The organism is Actinomycetospora chibensis (assembly GCF_028737215.1).
GTDB classification, from domain to species: Bacteria; Actinomycetota; Actinomycetes; order Mycobacteriales; family Pseudonocardiaceae; genus Actinomycetospora; species Actinomycetospora chibensis.
On record NZ_JAQZAM010000010.1, the window covers coordinates 239,803 to 255,023 of the forward strand.

The following is a 15,221-nucleotide window of genomic DNA, read 5'->3' on the forward strand; positions in this document are numbered from 1 at the left end:
GCCACCGGTGGTCGTACCGGCACCGTCCAGCGTCGTCACCGCCTCCCCCTCACCGGCTGCCACGCCGGACCCGCTGCTGCGGCGCATCGCCGACCACCTGGGCACCCTCACCGGGGGTGACGGCTGGGTCGTGCGCGTCGACGAGGCCACCGGCACCTGGACTGTGCTCGCCGGGCCGGACGCCGAGGGCGTCGCCGTGCCCGCGAGCGTCGTCGAGGAGCTCGTCGCGAGCTGCGACCCGGTGCTTCTCGACGCCCCGGGCGAGCCGGGCGTGCTCGCCGTCCCCGTCCGTCGCGGTCCGCGGGTCGTCGGCGCCTGCGTCGTCACCGCCGGGCGCGGCGGCTTCTCCCCCGCCGACCTCCACCTCGCCGAGCTGTTCGCCGACTACGCCGCCCTCGCGCTCGCCGACGGCGGCGTCCTCGCCGGGCGCACCCTCGAGCAGGCCGTCCGCGAGGAGCTCGCGTGGGTCGAGGCCCGCGGCACCACGCGCGCCGACCTCATGACCGTCGGCGCCGGGACCGTCGCCGACGACGTGGCCGACGAGGTCTTCCGCATGGTGCAGGAGGCCCTGCTCAATGTCGCGGTCCACGCCGACGCCGCGTGCGTGCGGGTCGGCCTGCTGCACGGCCCGGGCACCCTCACCGTGCTGGTCGAGGACGACGGGCGCGGGTTCGACGCGGGCGCCCAGTCACGCCGGCGCGTCGCGGCCACCGGGGCGCAGCTCGGGCTGCGGGCGATGGCCGCGCGGGCGCGTCGGCTCGACGGCGAGCTCGAGATCGACAGCGCGCCGGGACGCGGTGCCCGCCTGCGGCTCACCGTGCCCTGCACCGCGGGCCCGGTGCCCGCCCCCGGCCGAACGCGCACCGGCGTCGTGGTCGCCGCGCGGCGCCCCGTCGTGCGGGCGGGCGTCGTCCGACTGCTGCAGCTCGGCGCGCCCGGGCTGGGCATGGTCTCCGAGGTCTCGCCCACCGGCAGCGCCCACGACCTCGCCGGCGCCTGCCGCCTGCTCGGCCCCGACGTGCTGGTCGTCGAGCACGACCTGCTGGGCGACGACCTCGTCGCCCAGCTCGACGGCCTCGCCGCCCTGCCCGATCCCCCGGCCGTGGTCCTGCTCGCCGACGACTGTCCCGACGACCGGCTTCGTGCCGCCGTCGCCGCCGGCGTGAAGGGCTGCGTCGACCCGGATGCGGGCGCCGAACGTCTCGTCGCCGTCGTCACGGCCGCCGGGCGCGGCGAGAGTCTGCTGGCCGACGACCAGCTCGGTCGTCTCGCCGCCCCGCCCCGCCCGGCCACCGGCATCACGCCCCGCGAGACCGAGGTGCGACGCCTCGTCGCCCGCGGGCTCACCGACCGCCAGATCGCCCGGGCCCTGGCCATCTCCGCCAAGACCGTCGAGAAGCACGTCGGGTCCCTGCTGCGCAAGACCGGCACGCACAACCGGACGATGCTCGCGCGTCTCGGCTGACGGGCGGTCAGCCGACCCCGAGCTGGGCGCGGGCGATCCCGGTGAGCGCCGAGAAGCCCCCGACGGGCCGGAACGACTCGGCGGCCACGGTGAGCGCGAGGTACTCGTCGTCGGTCAGCGTGATCTCCGCGGCCGCGCAGTTGCTCTCGAGCTGGGCGACGCTGGACGCGCCGGGGATGGCGACGACCACCGGGTGGTGGATGGTCCAGGCCAGCGCGACCTGCGACGGCGTCGCGTCGTGCGCGTCGGCGACCGCGCGCAGCGTCTCGATCAGCGGCGTGACGCGGCGCAGGCTCTCCGGCAGGAAGATCGGGTTGAGCGAGCGCACGCGGTTCGCGGGCCGGTGGTCGGCGTCGAACTTGCCGGAGAGCAGACCCTGGGCGAGCGGGCTGTAGGCGAGGATCGCGCGCCCGGCGGTGCGGGCGTAGGGCAGCAGCTCCTTGTCCGGCTCCCGGGAGACGAGGCTGTACTGCACCTGGTTGGAGATCACCTGGGTGCCCAGCGCGGTCTCGGCGCCCTGCCAGCGGTCGAGCGAGTAGTTGCTGACGCCGACCTCGTCGACGACGCCCGCGGCCTGCAGGGTGCGCATGCCGGCCATGGTCGTGCCGTCGCCGATCAGCGGGTTCGGCTGGTGGACCTGGTAGAGGTCGAGCTTGCGGCGCAGCCGGGCGGCGCTGGACGTGCCGCGCTGGACGACGACCTGGTCGACGGGCAGCACCGGGAAGATCTTCGACGCGACCACCGTGGTCTGCGGGTCGGCGTCGGCGCGGTCCAGGGCGTCGCCGAGGATGCGCTCGCTGCGCCCGAGGCCGTAGACCTCGGCGGTGTCGAACACCGTGACGCCGAGATCGAGGGCGCGCGCCACGATCTTCGCGGCCTCGCTGTCGGGGCCGGCGGCGTAGTCCTGCCCGTATCCCCACTCGCGGGAACCGAACTGCCACGTGCCCAGCCCGATGGCCGACCACTTCTTCGCCGTGGGGAGATCGAGGTAGCGCATGTCCCCGTTCTACCCGTCGGCGACCACGGCCCCGCGCACACGGTCGACGGTGAGATCGAGCAGACAGGCGGGCTCGGGCGCGAGCGGGCAGGCGGCCTCCCACCAGCAGACCTGCTCGGTGATGGCCGTCGGCATGCGGTGCGGGCACTCCGGGAGGCCCTGGAGGTTGGTGCCCTCCTCCAGGCCGTAGCGCGTCGCGGCCGTCGGGCCGAAGAGCGCGACCGTGCGGGCGCCGACCGCCGCGGCCAGGCGCACCGGGCCGGTGTCGGGGCCGACGACGACCCCGCCGGCCTCGGCGACGGCGGCGAACTGGGCGGCGAGGCCGCGGAGGTCGGTCGGGGGGAGCTGCTCGGCGCCGTCGACGGGGCCGATCGAGAGGACGGGGCCGGGGAGGGAGTGCGCGAGCTCGGCCCACCGACGGGCGGGCCAGCGCTTGACCGCCATGCCGGCGTCGGGGACGAGGACGGTGGGTGTCGGGTGAGCGGGTGGACTTCCTGACGCTGAGTGCCAGCGTGGCCCCCACGCTGACGTGAGCGCGTGCCGTCCGGCGGCGAGCTCGGCGGGGTCGAGGACGACGCGGGGCGGGCGGATCGTGGCGGCGATGACGCCCTCGGCGGCGAGGATCCGCTGGTAGCGCTCGCCCACCAGCTCGTCGGCGGGCGGGCGGCGCCAGAGATTGCTCACCGCCCGGGTGCCGCGGGCGGCGGCGTCCGCGTCCACGAGGTCGCCGATGCCGTCGAAGCGCGTGGTCGTGACCGTGAGGTCGGGCACGAGGTCGGCGAGCGCCGCCTCCACCGCGGCGCGCTCGTCGTGCTTCTCGGCGGTGCGGACCGCGCCCACGGCAGGGTCGCGCGCGAGCAGCGGGGCGCCGGGGGCGTGGGTCAGGACGGCGAGCTCGGCGTCCGGGTGCGCCTCGGCCAAGGCGTGCACGCTCGGCAGCACCATGATCAGGTCGCCGAGCCCGCCGAGGAGGTCGATCACGAGGACGCGGCGCACTAGGGGAGCACCGCCCGGTAGGTGGCCACGTGCGACGCGGCGAGCCGGTCCCAGTCGCGGCCGCGGACGAGACGGTGCCCAGCGGCCGCGACCCGCGCGCGCAGGTCGTCGTCGCCGAACAGGCGGCGCAGCCCGTCGAGCAGGACGTCGGCGTCGCGCACCTGCGGGGCGATCACCACGGTCCCGCCGTCGACGAGGTCGGGGTCCGCGGGGGCGTCGGGACGGCGGGTGATCAGCGTCGGGAGCCCGTGATCCAGCGCGGCCAGCAGCGCGCCGCTCTTGAGGGTGGCCCCTGCGGTGAACGGGAAGGCCGCGGCGTCCGCGGACTGCAGCGCGGCCGAGACCTCGCCGGCGGGGCGGTGGCCGGTGATCGTCACGCGGTCGGTCGCGCCCGCCCCGGCGATGTGCGCGGTCAGCTCGTCGCGGAACGCCGCGGCCTCGTCCTCCGGCAGGGCGAGCGAGGTGAACCCGCCGAGCACCAGCAGGTGCAGCCGCGGGCGCTCGGCCGCCAGGCGCGCGACGGCGTCGACGAGGTAGCGCAGGCCCTTCACCGGGTGCACGAAGCCGAAGAAGACGACGAGCTCGGCGTCCGCGGGCACGCCGAGGGCGCGCCGGGTGGTGGCCCGGTCGGGGGCGTCCGGGTCGACCTCGACGTTCGGCAGCAGCGGGGCACGGCCGGCCTCGACGCCGAGACGGTCCCGCAGGGTCGCGGCGTGCTCGCCGTTGGTGGTGAGCACCGCCGCGCTGCGCGGGACGAGGCGCCCGGTCTCCCGGTCGGCGAGGCGACGGCGCTCGAGGAACGACCACACGCCGTCGGGCACCCGGGGCGCCCAGGACCACCAGCCGTACTCGTGCAGCGTCGTCACCAGCGGCATCCCCGCGAGGTCGCCGAGCAGGCCCGGTGCGCCGGAGAATCCGAACGCCGAGGGCGCGAACTGCACGTGCGCGACGTCCGCGCCGCTCGCGCGCAGCGAGCGCGCCGCGCGCAGCAGCCCGCGCGCCCCCGGGTCCACGGGCACGTCGACGACGTCCACGCCGTGGCGGTCGAGGGCCTCGGCGAGGTGGACGGTGTAGTCGGCGACGCCGTCGTGCGCGGGGTCGGCGCGCCCGTGGACGAGCGCGACGCGGAGGTCAGCCACCCGCCGTCGGTACCCGATCCCGGCCACTCGCTCACCAGGAGCCTCACCAGAAGCCTCACCAGAAGCCTCACCAGAAGCCTCACCAGAAGCCGAGGCGTATCCCCACCGGCCGGAACGGGTCGGGCGGGTGCTCCCGCTCGGTGAACGCCACCTCGAACCAGGTGTCGCCGTACTCCTCGGGCGCGGCGTCGAGGGTGAACACGAACCGCAGGACGACGTCGCCGCCGCCGGGCTCGAACGCCGCGGGGACCTCGAGCGTGACCAGCTCGAAGCTCCCCGCTCCGGCGCGAACCCGGCGTGCAGCCGGCCCCGCAGGAACCCGAGCGCCCGCTCGGTCAGGTCCGGTCCGCGGGCGAGCGCCCGCTGCGCCAGCGCGTCGCGGGAGGCGTCGGCGAAGACGAGGACCTCGACGCCGCCAGGTGTCTCGGACCCGCGCTCACTCCTCGGCGGGCACGTAGATCGAGCAGGCGTCGAACACGGCCTCGCGCACCGGGTCGTCGTCACAGTCGCGCGCAGGGCGCAGGACGGCGTCCCCCGCGAGCAGGCGCGCGAAGGCGTCGGCGACCTCGCGCAGGTAGGCGCCCTCGGCGACCGCGCGGCCGAAGTGCGCCATGAGGACGAGGTGGACGTCGAGCTCCGCCAGCCGGGCGGTGGACGCGGCGAACGCGGGGAGGTCGGCCTCCGGGGCCTGGGCGTAGGCCGGCCCGGTGTTGACCGTGTCGCCGCCGAACAGCAGGCCGGCCCGCTCGTCGAGGAAGCAGACGGAGTCCGGGCTGTGGCCCGGGGTGTGCAGCACGCGCAGCTCCCGACCGCCCAGGTCGACGACGTCCCCCTCGGCGAGGAGGTCGGGGGTGGGCGCCGGTCCGGGCGCCCACGTGGTCTCGTCGACGCCGGGCGGCAGCGGGCGTGGGTCGGAGTCGGCGGAGAGCAGGTGGAAGAAGTCGCGGTCGAGCGACCGGTAGGCGTCGGCGGCGGCGAGCATCCGGCGGGTGTGGGCGAGGTAGCGGCGCCGCTCCGCCGCGCTCGCGCCCGCCGTCAGCTCGGCGACCCCCGCCGCGTGGATCGCGACGCGGGAGAACTCGGCGTCGCCGCCGACGTGGTCGAGGTGGGCGTGGGTGTGCACGACGTCGACGGGCCGGTCGGTGAGGCCCTCGACCACCGGGCGGATCGGGGCGATCCCGAGCCCGCTGTCGACGAGCACCGCGCGGTCGCGCCCGGCGACGAGCCACGAGTTGACGTGGCCGGGCTCGGCGACCAGCCAGACGTCGCGGGCGACGGGCCGGGTGTGGAACCAGCGCGACCAGCTCACGGGGTGAGCCTGCCAGCACCTTCGGGTACTCGTCGCCGTGCCCGACCTCCCCGCCGACCTCCGGCACCCCGCCGCGCACCGACCCGGGCACGGCGACCCCGAGTGGTCCGCGATGCGCCGCATCCTCGTCGTGCGTCCCGACAACGTCGGCGACGTCCTCATGACCGGACCCGTGTTCCGGGCGCTGCGCGCCGTGGCACCGCACGCGTCGCTCGACCTCCTCGCCTCCCCCGGCGGCACGGCGGCCGCCGCCCTGCTCCCCGAGGTCGACGACGTCGTCACCGCCTCGGTGTCCTGGCAGCAGCTCGACCTCGTCCCGGGCGCCGACCCGGACGCCGACCTCGTCGAGGAGCTCACCGCCCGCGACCACGACGCCGCGATCGTGCTCACGTCGTTCTCGCAGTCGCCGTGGCCGGCCGCCGAGCTCGCCCGCCGCGCCGGCATCGGTGTCCGGGTGGGCACGTCGAAGGAGTTCGGTGGCGCCCTGCTGACCCACTGGGTGCCGGCCCCGCCCGACGAGGTGCACCAGGTCGACCGCATGCTCGGCCTGCTCGCCGCCGTGGGCGTGCCGTCGCAGGGGCACACGCTGCACGCCCGCGTCCCCCTCGACACCCACGTCCCCGCCGCGCTCGACCTCGCCCGCTACGCCGTCGTCGCGCCCGGCGCGAGCTGCCCGTCGCGACGCTGGCCCGCCGAGCGGTTCGCCGCCGTCGTCCGGGGACTCGCCGACGACGGGCTGACGGTCGCGGTGACGGGCACCGAGCGCGAGGCGGAGCTCGTCGCGGCGGTCGCCGGCGACGTGGGACTGCCGGTCACGGGCCTGGAGCTCGGCGACCTGGCGGCGGTGCTCGCCGACGCCGAGGTCGTCGTCGCCAACAACTCCGGCGGCGTGCACCTCGCCGACGCCGTCGGCGCCCCGGTGGTCGAGCTGTTCGCCGGCACCGAGACCGTCGACCAGTACCGGCCGCGGTCCACCCGCGCCGAGGTGCTCACGCGTCCCGTCTCCTGCAGCCCGTGCCGCCAGCTCGTGTGCCCGTTCGACCAGGAGTGCCTGGAGATCGGCCCCGACGAGGTGCTCGCGGCGTCCCGACGGCTGCGTCGCGTGGGCGTGGCGTGATGGTCGAGCACACCGACGACGGCCACTACGTCGTGATCGACGGCCGGCGCTGGCGGGCGACCGACCCGCTGATCCCCGAGGACGACGCCTCCGTCCTGCGCCGCTGGCTCATGGCCGCGCGCCGGGACGTGGGCACCGCGAAGCGCGCGGACGACGCCGACGCGGAGGCGTCCGCGCGGGCGCGGGTGCACGCGGCGAAGACCGCACTCGGCGAGCGGGGCCCGGAGTGGTGGGAGCAGACCGAGGCCCAGCGCCGCGACCGCTGGACCGAAGGAGTGCGACGCGCGGGCGACGAGGGGTTTGCGCCTGCCTCCTGAGTGGGTGCCCGTGTCCGGAGAAGAAGCAGTCACGAGCTGGAGGCACGAGAAGACATGACCACCCCGCCGGTGCAGTCCGACGAGAACCCCGACGACCCGAACCCGGCGCGCTCGAGCGCGACGCTCGCGGCGTTCACCGGGCAGGTGCAGCGTCGGATCGGGCTGGAGACGCAGTCCGAGGCCGAGGTGCTGGTCCGGGCCACGCTGAACGAGCTCGGCAAGGCCGTGAGCTCCGGCCTCGCGCAGGACCTCACGGTCAGCCTGCCCCCGGAGCTGTCCGCGGAGCTGCGCGCCCAGCGCCCGAAGGACGACCAGGCCCGCTCCGTCACGAAGGACGCCTTCGTCGACGCGGTCTCCGGGCGCGTGACGTCCGTGGACGCCGAGAAGGTCGAGCACCAGGTGGAGCAGGTGCTGCACCTGCTGCGCGAGTGGCTGCCCGAGGACCAGGTCGACCGGACCCTCGAGCAGCTCCCGGGCGACCTCGTCGCCCTCGTGCGCTGAGGCTGCCGACACCGAGCCCGACCTCGCCCTCGACTCCGGTGGCGGAACCCGCGCGCAGCGCGGGTTCCGTCACCGAAGTCCGTCGCGGGACCGGTCAGCCGGCGCCCGTGGTGAGACGCGGCTGCTGAGCGCCGCCGTCATCCTGACCACCACCATCCTGGCCGCCGCCACCCTGGCCGCCACCGCCGTTCTCGCCACCGCCGCCGCCGTTCTGGCCGTCCTCGCCACCACCGCCCGGCCCGCCACCGCCCGGCCCGCCACCGCCCGGCCCGCCGCCGTCCGGCCCGCCACCACCCGGCGACGGCTGGACGGGCGCCGGGGGCACGGGCTCCGGCTCCGGCTCCGGCTCCGGCTCCGGGACGACGGGCACGACCGGTGCCGGGCGGGCCGTCCGGCGGGCGGTGGTGGTCTCGTCGTCGACGGTCCGGCGCGGTGAGCGCGTGGTCGTGCGCGTCGTCGTCTCGCCGGTGTCCGTGGTCGTCGCCTCGACCGACGGCGGCGGGCCGAGCACCGGCACGACGGGCGGGGGCGGGACCGCGAGCGAGGCCTGCGGCCCCTCGACCATCGACAGCATCGGCGTCGCGCCGGTCGCGACGCCGACCCCGAGCACGCCCGTGACCGTGGCGGCGACGCCGAGCACCGACCGGCCGAGCACCAGCGGCCACCGCGGCGCCGGGCGCGGACGGGCCGGCCGGACGAGTGCGGTCGTCGGTGCGGCGGCCGTGACGGCGTCGTCGTCATTGGTCACGTCGGGGTAACGACAGCACCCGTCCGGGGGTCACGCCTCGATCAACACGTACTCAGGGTCAGCAACTGCCTCACGGAAGTGGCGACCAGTGGACCACCTTGGTGGTGGTCATCTCGTCGAGGAGCTCCGGGCCGTAGCCGAAGCCCGACCCCGACACACCGCGCGGCTCGGCCGCCCCGCCCGGCGCACCGCCGAACACCCCGTTGATCTTCACGGTGCCGACGGGGAGCTCGCGCCAGGCCTGCTGGGCGTGGGCGATGCTGCCGGTGAGCACGGTCGCGGCGAGTCCGTGCGGGTCGTCGATCGCCTCGGCGAGCCCGTGCGCGAAGTCCTCGACCACCCGGACCGGCGCCACCGGCCCGAAGGTCTCCTCGCGCAGGATCGTCATCGTCGGGGTCAGTCCGGAGAGCACGGTCGCCGGGTAGAAGGCGCCCTCGCCCTCGGGCACGAATCCGCCCGCGTGCACCCGCGCACCGTCCTCGACCGCGGCGGCGACGTGGGAGTGGACGTGCTCGCGGTGCCGGCGGTCCACGACGGGACCGAGGGCCTTCTCGCCCGCCGCCGAGGGCCGGTAGACCCAGCGCCCGGCCTCCTCGGCCAGCGCGTCGAGGAACGGCTCGGCGATCGCCGCGGCGCAGTAGATGCGCTCGACGGACACGCACACCTGGCCGCCGTTGGCGTAGGACCCCAGCGCCGCCTGCTCGGCGGCCCAGCGCGGGTCGACGTCGGCGTCGACGACGAACGGGTCGTTGCCCCCGTTCTCCAGCAGGACGTGCGCGCCCGTGCCGGCGGCGGCCTGGCGGATGGCGCGCCCGGCGTTGATCGAGCCGACGTGGGCGACGAGGTCGATCGACGGGTGCCCGGACAGCACGGCACCGGTCGGGCCCGCCCCGTCGACGATCTCGAGGACGCCCTCGGGCAGGAAGGACGCGACGAGCTCGGCGAACCGTCGCCCCAGGTGGGGGCAGCGCTCGCTGGGCTTGTGCACGACGGTGTTGCCGGTGACCAGCGCCGCGCCGATCAGGCCGCCCGCCACGGCCACCGGGTCGTTCCACGGCGTGATCACCGCGGCGACCCCGCGGGGCTCGGGGACCATGAGGTCGGTCGCGTCCCACGACCCCTGCAGCGAGCGCCCGCGGTGCAGCGGGCCCAGCTCGGCGTACTGCTCGAGCGTCCCGGCCGCGGCCAGCACCCCGCCCAGGGCGTCGTCGTAGGGCCGCCCGGTCTCGGTCTCGTTGAGGCGCGCGAACTCCTCGGCGACGCCCCGCAGCGCCCCGGCGGCGTCGCGCACCAGGCCGGCGCGGTCGCCGGGCGCCGTGCGGGCCCAGGCGTCGCGGGCGGTGCGTGCCCGGCCCACGGCGGCGTCGACCTCGTCGGGGCCGGCGGGGCGGACGCTGCCCACGAACTCCCCGGTCGCGGGGTCGTGGATCTCGATGGCGGTGTCGGTGGGGGTGCTCACGGGGTCGGGTTCCACCTCGGGGCCCCGGGTACGCCTCGTCCGGGCAGCCGGCCGATCACCACGCCCACCGGCTCCTCCGCCCGGTGTCCCGGACCCGGGTACCGTGCGGCCCGGACGCCCGGTGGGAGAAGGCGACGCATGACTCTGGACCGTCTGGACGATCCCGACCACCCCGCCTACGGCATGGGACAGGCCGCGGAGCTGCTCGGGGTCACCGCCGCGTTCCTCCGGAGCCTGGACACCGCGGGACTGGTCAGCCCGGCCCGTTCCGGGGGCGGGCACCGGCGCTACTCCCGCAACCACCTCGCCCGGGTCGTGGCACTGCGCGAGCTGACCGATCACGGTCACACCCTGGCCGGCGCCACGAAGATCCTCGATCTGCGCGCCGATCTCGCCGACGAGCGCGCGCGGCACGCCGCCACCACCGAGGAGCGCGACCGGGCCCGCCGCGAGCGGGACACCGCGCTCGACGAACGCGATACGGCGCGCCGGCAACGCGACTCCGCCCGCCATGAGCCTGACCAGGGCCGGAACGACCGACCTCAGGGTTGAACAGTCGAAAAGCTCTAGCTAGAGTTGTAGGTATCTCGCAGATCGTGGCGAGGGCGCTGGAGCCGGTGAGAGTGGCGACCGGAGGAGGTGTTCGTCATGACGGTCGACGTGCTCGACGGGGCGCAGGGCCTCGAGGAGACACCGCGACGCGGTCGCGGGGGTGTCCCGGCCCCGGAGCCTCTGGTGCTGATCGAGGGCGGGCCCGCTGTGGACCAGGCCGTGTTCGACGCCGAGTTCGTCGCCCTCGTGATGGCCGAGCAGCCCTGGGGCGAGGAACGGCCCGCGCCTCGCGCGACACCTCCGCGGCGCGGCCCGAGGGCCCGCCGTGAGCCCCCGCCGAGATCCTCTCGCGGGGTGTCCGCCGGCGGGGACCTGCCCCGGCTCGGCACGGCGAGGGCCCGGGGTGGCCGTCGACGACCCGTTCCCCGGACGCGGGCGCCTCCGGTGCACCCGCCCGCGACGACCGTCTCGACGAGGAGGTGATGACCCACCGCACACGCGATCCGATCAACGGTCCCTGCTACTGCATGGCCCTCCCGGCGGGAGTCCGGGGCCGACCGGAACGACCGACCCACGGCGGTACGCCGACCCTTCCTCGACTCGGGTCGTTCCGGACGTCGGCCCGGCTCCCGCCGGCAGGCGATGTCGCCCCGCAGCGAGGAGGTGGGTCATGGCGCTGAACCAGGTATGGATCGAGACCCAGGACCACGGGCTGGTCCGCGCCGACCAGGTCGTCGAGGTCCTCGCCCACCAGACGGCGGCGTTCACCGGCAAGCCGGCCCGCTGGCTGCTCGATGTCGTGATCGCGGTCAGTCAGGGTGCGGGTACGACGTCGCAGTGGAACGTCGGAGCGTCGCACCGCACGCTGGCGCAGACGGCCGACGAGCCCGAGGGAGCCGCGCACCGTCTCGTCCGTCTGCTGTGCCAGCTGGACACCCAGGACGCCGCCGGCGTCGTGACGGTGCGGCGCGACCCGACGGCGATCAAGTTCGGCTTCGACGCCTTCGCGGCGTCCTGAGCCGTCGAACTCGCGTCAGACCTGGCCGCCGACCGCCAGCACCAGCGCGAACGAGATGAGGTTGAACGTCGCGTGGGCGGCGACCGGCGGCCAGATCGAGCCGGTGCGCTCGTAGAGCACGGCGTTGACGACGCCGAGCAGCAGCGCGGCGGCGAACACGACGTTGAGGCCGTGGGCCAGCGCGAACACCCCGGCCGAGAGCACGACGGCGACGACCTGCCCGAGGCGCCGCAGGACGCCGTAACCCACTCCCCGGAAGAGCAGCTCCTCACCGAGCGGGACGACGAGCCCGCCGATGAGGACGACCAGGGTCGCGGCCACCGGGCCGCTGAAGAGGGTGAGCGCGGCCTGCGGGTCCGACGCATCCCCCGTGATCGCGACGTAGGCGAGGATCAGGGCACGTGAGACCAGCCACACGACCACGCCGAGTCCGATGCCGACGAGCACCGTGCGCACGGGGACGCGGACCAGCCCGACGGCGGCGCGCGAGCGCACCCGCAGCGAGAGCGCGATGGCGACCGCCGCGAGCGCCGAGACACCCGAGATCGCCACGAGCACGGGGGCGGACGGGACGCCCTCGGAGAGCAGGCCCGCCACGACGGCCAGGGCCAGCTGGACGACCACGTAGGACAGGGCTGCCACGCCGAGCTCGAGCCATCCCAGCGACGGCCGGATGGTGGGCGCGGGGTCGGCGGGGTCGGCGGCGGGAGCCGCGGGTTCAGTCACCCCGGGACCTGCGGGTCTGCCGATCGTTCTCCTTCTGGAGGGCCTCGACGAGCTCGTCCTTGGTCATGTCGGAGCGACCCTCGACGCCCAGCTGCTGGGCACGCTCGTAGAGGTGCTCCTTGCTCGCGTTGGCGTCCACCCCGCCCGCGGACTCACCGCTCGGGTTCGGGCCGCCACTGCGCGCCTGCGAGTCCGACGGGCCCTTCCCCTCCTTGGGCTCCCAGTGGTCGCCGACCTTCTCGTGTGTGTGCTTGAGCGCCGAGTACGCCGTCCGGCTGGCGCGCTCACCCTTGCCGTAGGTCCCCTCGGCAGACTCCTTGGCCTCGGCGTAGGTCTTGCGCGCGCTCTCGGGCGACCGCTGCAGCGTCGACGGGAGATCCTCGAAATCCTCGGGCATGTCCGCGAAGTACCCGGTCAGCCCCGCACGCCCACCTCGAGGTCGGCGACGCTCTGCACCACCTGGCTCGGGCGGTACGGGTAGCGGTCCATCTCGGCGGGGTCGGTGACGCCGGAGAGCACGAGGATCGTGTGCAGCCCGGCCTCCATGCCGGCCACCATGTCGGTGTCCATCCGGTCGCCGATCATGGCGGTGGTCTCGGAGTGCGCGCCGACGGTGTTGAGGCCCGCGCGGATCATCAGCGGGTTGGGCTTGCCGACGAAGTACGGGTCCTTGCGCGTCGCGTGGGTGATCAGCGCGGCCACCGAGCCCGCGGCGGGCAGCGTGCCCTCGGGCGACGGGCCGGTCGCGTCCGGGTTCGTGACGATGTAGCGGGCACCGCCCTGGATGAGGCGGATTGCACGGGTGATCGCCTCGAAGGAGTACGTCCGGGTCTCGCCGATGACGACGTAGTCGGGGTCGCGGTCGGTGAGGATGTAGCCGACGTCGTGCAGGGCCGTCGTCAGCCCGGCCTCGCCGACCACGAAGGCGGTGCCGCCGGGGCGCTGGTCGTCCAGGAACTGGGCGGTGGCCAGTGCGCTCGTCCACAGCGACGCCGCCGGGATCTCGATGCCGCTCGCGTGCAGGCGGGCCTGGAGGTCGCGAGGGGTGTAGATCGAGTTGTTGGTCAGCACGAGGAAGCGCTTGCCGGCCTCGCCGAGCCGGCGGATGAAGTCGTCGGCCCCCGGCAGGGCGTTCTCCTCGTGGACGAGCACCCCGTCCATGTCGATGAGGTAGCTCTCGAGGGGCTCGGTCACGGCGTCTCCCGCAGGTGCGTGTCGAAGAACCGCAGGATGCGGCCCCAGGCGTCCTCGGCCGACGGGCGGTGCAGACCCAGACCGAAGACGGCCAGCGGCGGCGGCGTCGGCTCGAGGGAACTGTGGTTGGCGTCCGGGTAGGTGTGCACGTCGTGCTCGACGCCGAGGGCGGTGAGCGCCGACTCGAGGCGCTCGGGGTGGCCCTTGAGGGACGGGTCCTTGCCGCCGAAGCTCGCGACGACGGGGCAGATGCCCTCGAGCTCGCGCTCGGCGTCGTCGGGCACCCGGCCGTAGTTCGGGGCGGCCGCGGCGAAGTCGTGGCGTGCCGCCGCGATGAGCGCGAAGCCGCCGCCCTGGCAGAACCCGATGACGCCGACGCGGCCCGTGCAGTCCTCGCGCCCGGCGAGCCAGCGGCGCGCCGCCTCGATGTCGTCGAACACCGGGCCGGTGTTCGTGGACATCGACTTCATCGTCGCGGCGATGCAGCGGGGTCCCCCACCGCGGGCGGTGTAGAGGGCGGGCGCCACCGACAGGTAGCCCGCGGCGGCGAGGCGTTCGGTGTGCTCGCGCAGCGTCCCCCGCAGGCCGAAGGCGTCCTGCAGGACGACGACGCCGGGGAACGGGCCGTCGCCGACCGGGGGCACGGCGAGGAACGCGGACTGGTGACTGCCCGCGGAGGCGGGGATGTGCAGGTCGGGCACGTCTGTCGTCCCTCGATCATCTCGGCCGGTGCTGGTGGGGTCGAGCGTGGCAGCATCCCCGCGGCCGAGCGAGACGAAGCGGAGCGGAGCTCGACCATCAGTTCAGCGCAACGAGGGGAGAGCCCGTGAGTGACCCCGAACGGATTCGGGTCGAACAGTCCGACGGCGTGTGCCGGCTCGTGCTGGCGAGCCCCGAGCGTCACAACGCCGTCGACCACGCGTTCGGCCGGCAGTTCCTCGCCGCCCTCTCCGGCCCGGCCCGGGACGCCCGCTGCGTCGAGATCGTCGCCGAGGGCGCGAACTTCTGCGTCGGCGGCGACATCTCCGGGTTCGCCGCGGAGCCCGACCGCAGCCTCTCCGAGCTGGCCGACGCCATCCACGTCGGTCAGCGGGCCCTGCTCGACCTCGCGGCGCCCGTCGTCGTCGCCGTCAACGGCTGGGCGGCGGGCATCGGGCTGTCGTTGGCGCTCTCCGGTGACCTCATCGTGCTCGGCGCGGGCGCCCGTCTGCGGCCGGCGTACGCGGCGATCGGGCTCACCCCCGACGGCGGCATGACCGCGCTGCTGCCCGCAGCGGCCGGCCGGGCGCGGGCGATGGACATGTTCCTCACCAACGCACCGATGGGCGCCGCGGAGGCCCTGGCCTGCGGTCTGGCGTCCCGCGTCGTCGCCGACGAGGACCTGCGCCTCGCGGCCGACGGCATCGCCGAAGGGATCGCGGCCGGCCCGTTCGAGGCGCTCGCCGCGACGAAGCGGTTGGTGCGCCGGGCCGGCGGCGTGCTCACCGACGCCCACCTCGACGCCGAGGCCGCGAGCATCGGCGAGCGCGGGCTCTCCCCGGAGGGCCGCGAGGGCATCGGCGCGTTCCTGGAGAAGCGTCCGCCGCGATGGCCGACGGCCACGTGAGCGATCCGGGTCGTCATGGCGACCTGTGATGTCTCAGCACATCTGACACAGGTCTGTCTCAGCACATCGGAGACAGG

General features: G+C 75.4%; 19 protein-coding genes. 8 read left to right on the forward strand and 11 right to left on the reverse strand.

All coding sequences use genetic code 11. The features are described 5' to 3' along the window. Positions 1-7 precede the first annotated feature (7 nt). Positions 8-1,465: a LuxR C-terminal-related transcriptional regulator gene (locus tag PH189_RS17370; RefSeq protein WP_274190059.1), complete on the forward strand. Its 1,458-nt coding sequence runs from the start codon at positions 8-10 to the stop codon at positions 1,463-1,465. Between the two features lie 7 nt (positions 1,466-1,472). Here PH189_RS17370 and PH189_RS17375 read toward each other — a convergent pair whose 3' ends face one another. From PH189_RS17375 to PH189_RS17395, 5 genes are all read right to left on the reverse strand, one after another. Further along, positions 1,473-2,462, reverse strand: a complete 990-nt coding sequence (locus PH189_RS17375; protein WP_274190060.1) for an aldo/keto reductase — start codon at positions 2,460-2,462, stop codon at positions 1,473-1,475. Positions 2,463-2,471: 9 nt separating this feature from the next. Continuing rightward, positions 2,472-3,458 (reverse strand): glycosyltransferase family 9 protein, encoded by a 987-nt coding sequence (locus tag PH189_RS17380; RefSeq protein ID WP_274190061.1) that lies wholly within the window; start codon positions 3,456-3,458, stop codon positions 2,472-2,474. Beyond that, positions 3,458-4,597 carry a glycosyltransferase family 4 protein gene (locus PH189_RS17385; RefSeq protein WP_274190062.1) on the reverse strand — a complete coding sequence of 380 codons (1,140 nt, stop codon included), beginning with the start codon at positions 4,595-4,597 and terminating at the stop codon, positions 3,458-3,460. Before PH189_RS17385 ends, PH189_RS17380 begins: the two co-directional genes overlap by 1 nt. 79 nt (positions 4,598-4,676) lie before the next feature. Continuing rightward, complete coding sequence (locus tag PH189_RS17390; protein ID WP_274190063.1) at positions 4,677-4,799, reverse strand: hypothetical protein; 123 nt, start codon at positions 4,797-4,799, stop codon at positions 4,677-4,679. Positions 4,800-5,033: 234 nt separating this feature from the next. Beyond that, the gene (locus tag PH189_RS17395; protein ID WP_274190064.1) at positions 5,034-5,906 is read right to left on the reverse strand and encodes an MBL fold metallo-hydrolase; all 873 of its coding nucleotides are present in this window, start codon (positions 5,904-5,906) and stop codon (positions 5,034-5,036) included. A gap of 37 nt (positions 5,907-5,943) precedes the next feature. On the opposite strand from PH189_RS17395, the gene PH189_RS17400 reads away from it, so the two are divergent. From PH189_RS17400 to PH189_RS17410, 3 genes are read left to right on the forward strand one after another with little or no spacing between them, the layout of a single operon-like run. Continuing rightward, entirely contained in the window at positions 5,944-7,023 is a 1,080-nt protein-coding gene (locus PH189_RS17400; protein WP_274190065.1) for a glycosyltransferase family 9 protein, read from the forward strand. Beyond that, the gene (locus PH189_RS17405; protein ID WP_274190066.1) at positions 7,023-7,340 is read left to right on the forward strand and encodes a hypothetical protein; all 318 of its coding nucleotides are present in this window, start codon (positions 7,023-7,025) and stop codon (positions 7,338-7,340) included. Before PH189_RS17400 ends, PH189_RS17405 begins: the two co-directional genes overlap by 1 nt. A 54-nt stretch (positions 7,341-7,394) precedes the next feature. Then, positions 7,395-7,841, forward strand: a complete 447-nt coding sequence (locus PH189_RS17410; protein WP_274190067.1) for a DUF2267 domain-containing protein — start codon at positions 7,395-7,397, stop codon at positions 7,839-7,841. Positions 7,842-7,935: 94 nt separating this feature from the next. Here the strand turns inward: PH189_RS17410 and PH189_RS17415 are convergent, their stop codons facing one another. Further along, the gene (locus PH189_RS17415) at positions 7,936-8,589 is read right to left on the reverse strand and encodes a hypothetical protein (RefSeq protein ID WP_274190068.1); all 654 of its coding nucleotides are present in this window, start codon (positions 8,587-8,589) and stop codon (positions 7,936-7,938) included. A gap of 70 nt (positions 8,590-8,659) precedes the next feature. Then, complete coding sequence (locus tag PH189_RS17420) at positions 8,660-10,048, reverse strand: aldehyde dehydrogenase family protein (protein ID WP_274190069.1); 1,389 nt, start codon at positions 10,046-10,048, stop codon at positions 8,660-8,662. A 138-nt stretch (positions 10,049-10,186) separates the two neighbouring features. Here PH189_RS17420 and PH189_RS17425 point away from each other — a divergent pair, with 138 nt between their 5' ends. The 3 genes from PH189_RS17425 (at position 10,187) to PH189_RS17435 (ending at position 11,618) form a co-directional block, all read left to right on the forward strand. Then, positions 10,187-10,600 (forward strand): helix-turn-helix domain-containing protein, encoded by a 414-nt coding sequence (locus PH189_RS17425; RefSeq protein WP_274190070.1) that lies wholly within the window; start codon positions 10,187-10,189, stop codon positions 10,598-10,600. 96 nt (positions 10,601-10,696) lie between these two features. Next, entirely contained in the window at positions 10,697-11,083 is a 387-nt protein-coding gene (locus PH189_RS17430) for a hypothetical protein (protein WP_274190071.1), read from the forward strand. A gap of 187 nt (positions 11,084-11,270) precedes the next feature. Continuing rightward, on the forward strand, positions 11,271-11,618 hold the full coding sequence (locus PH189_RS17435; RefSeq protein ID WP_274190072.1) for a hypothetical protein: 348 nt from the start codon (positions 11,271-11,273) through the stop codon (positions 11,616-11,618). A gap of 15 nt (positions 11,619-11,633) precedes the next feature. Here PH189_RS17435 and PH189_RS17440 read toward each other — a convergent pair whose 3' ends face one another. Genes PH189_RS17440 through PH189_RS17455 form a run of 4 tightly spaced genes read right to left on the reverse strand, consistent with a single transcriptional unit; the run spans position 11,634 to position 14,239 of the window. Continuing rightward, positions 11,634-12,344 carry a CPBP family intramembrane glutamic endopeptidase gene (locus PH189_RS17440; protein WP_274190073.1) on the reverse strand — a complete coding sequence of 237 codons (711 nt, stop codon included), beginning with the start codon at positions 12,342-12,344 and terminating at the stop codon, positions 11,634-11,636. Further along, a complete protein-coding gene (locus tag PH189_RS17445) occupies positions 12,337-12,741 on the reverse strand; it encodes a ChaB family protein (RefSeq protein ID WP_274190074.1) in 405 nt (134 codons plus the stop codon). The genes PH189_RS17440 and PH189_RS17445 overlap by 8 nt, the downstream gene beginning before the upstream one ends. A gap of 17 nt (positions 12,742-12,758) precedes the next feature. Further along, positions 12,759-13,538, reverse strand: coding sequence for an HAD-IIA family hydrolase (locus PH189_RS17450; protein WP_274190075.1), 780 nt, complete (start codon positions 13,536-13,538; stop codon positions 12,759-12,761). Next, positions 13,535-14,239: a dienelactone hydrolase family protein gene (locus PH189_RS17455; RefSeq protein ID WP_274190076.1), complete on the reverse strand. Its 705-nt coding sequence runs from the start codon at positions 14,237-14,239 to the stop codon at positions 13,535-13,537. The genes PH189_RS17450 and PH189_RS17455 overlap by 4 nt, the downstream gene beginning before the upstream one ends. Positions 14,240-14,364: 125 nt before the next feature. On the opposite strand from PH189_RS17455, the gene PH189_RS17460 reads away from it, so the two are divergent. Next, positions 14,365-15,144, forward strand: coding sequence for an enoyl-CoA hydratase/isomerase family protein (locus PH189_RS17460; RefSeq protein ID WP_274190077.1), 780 nt, complete (start codon positions 14,365-14,367; stop codon positions 15,142-15,144). The last annotated feature ends 77 nt before the right edge of the window (positions 15,145-15,221 follow it).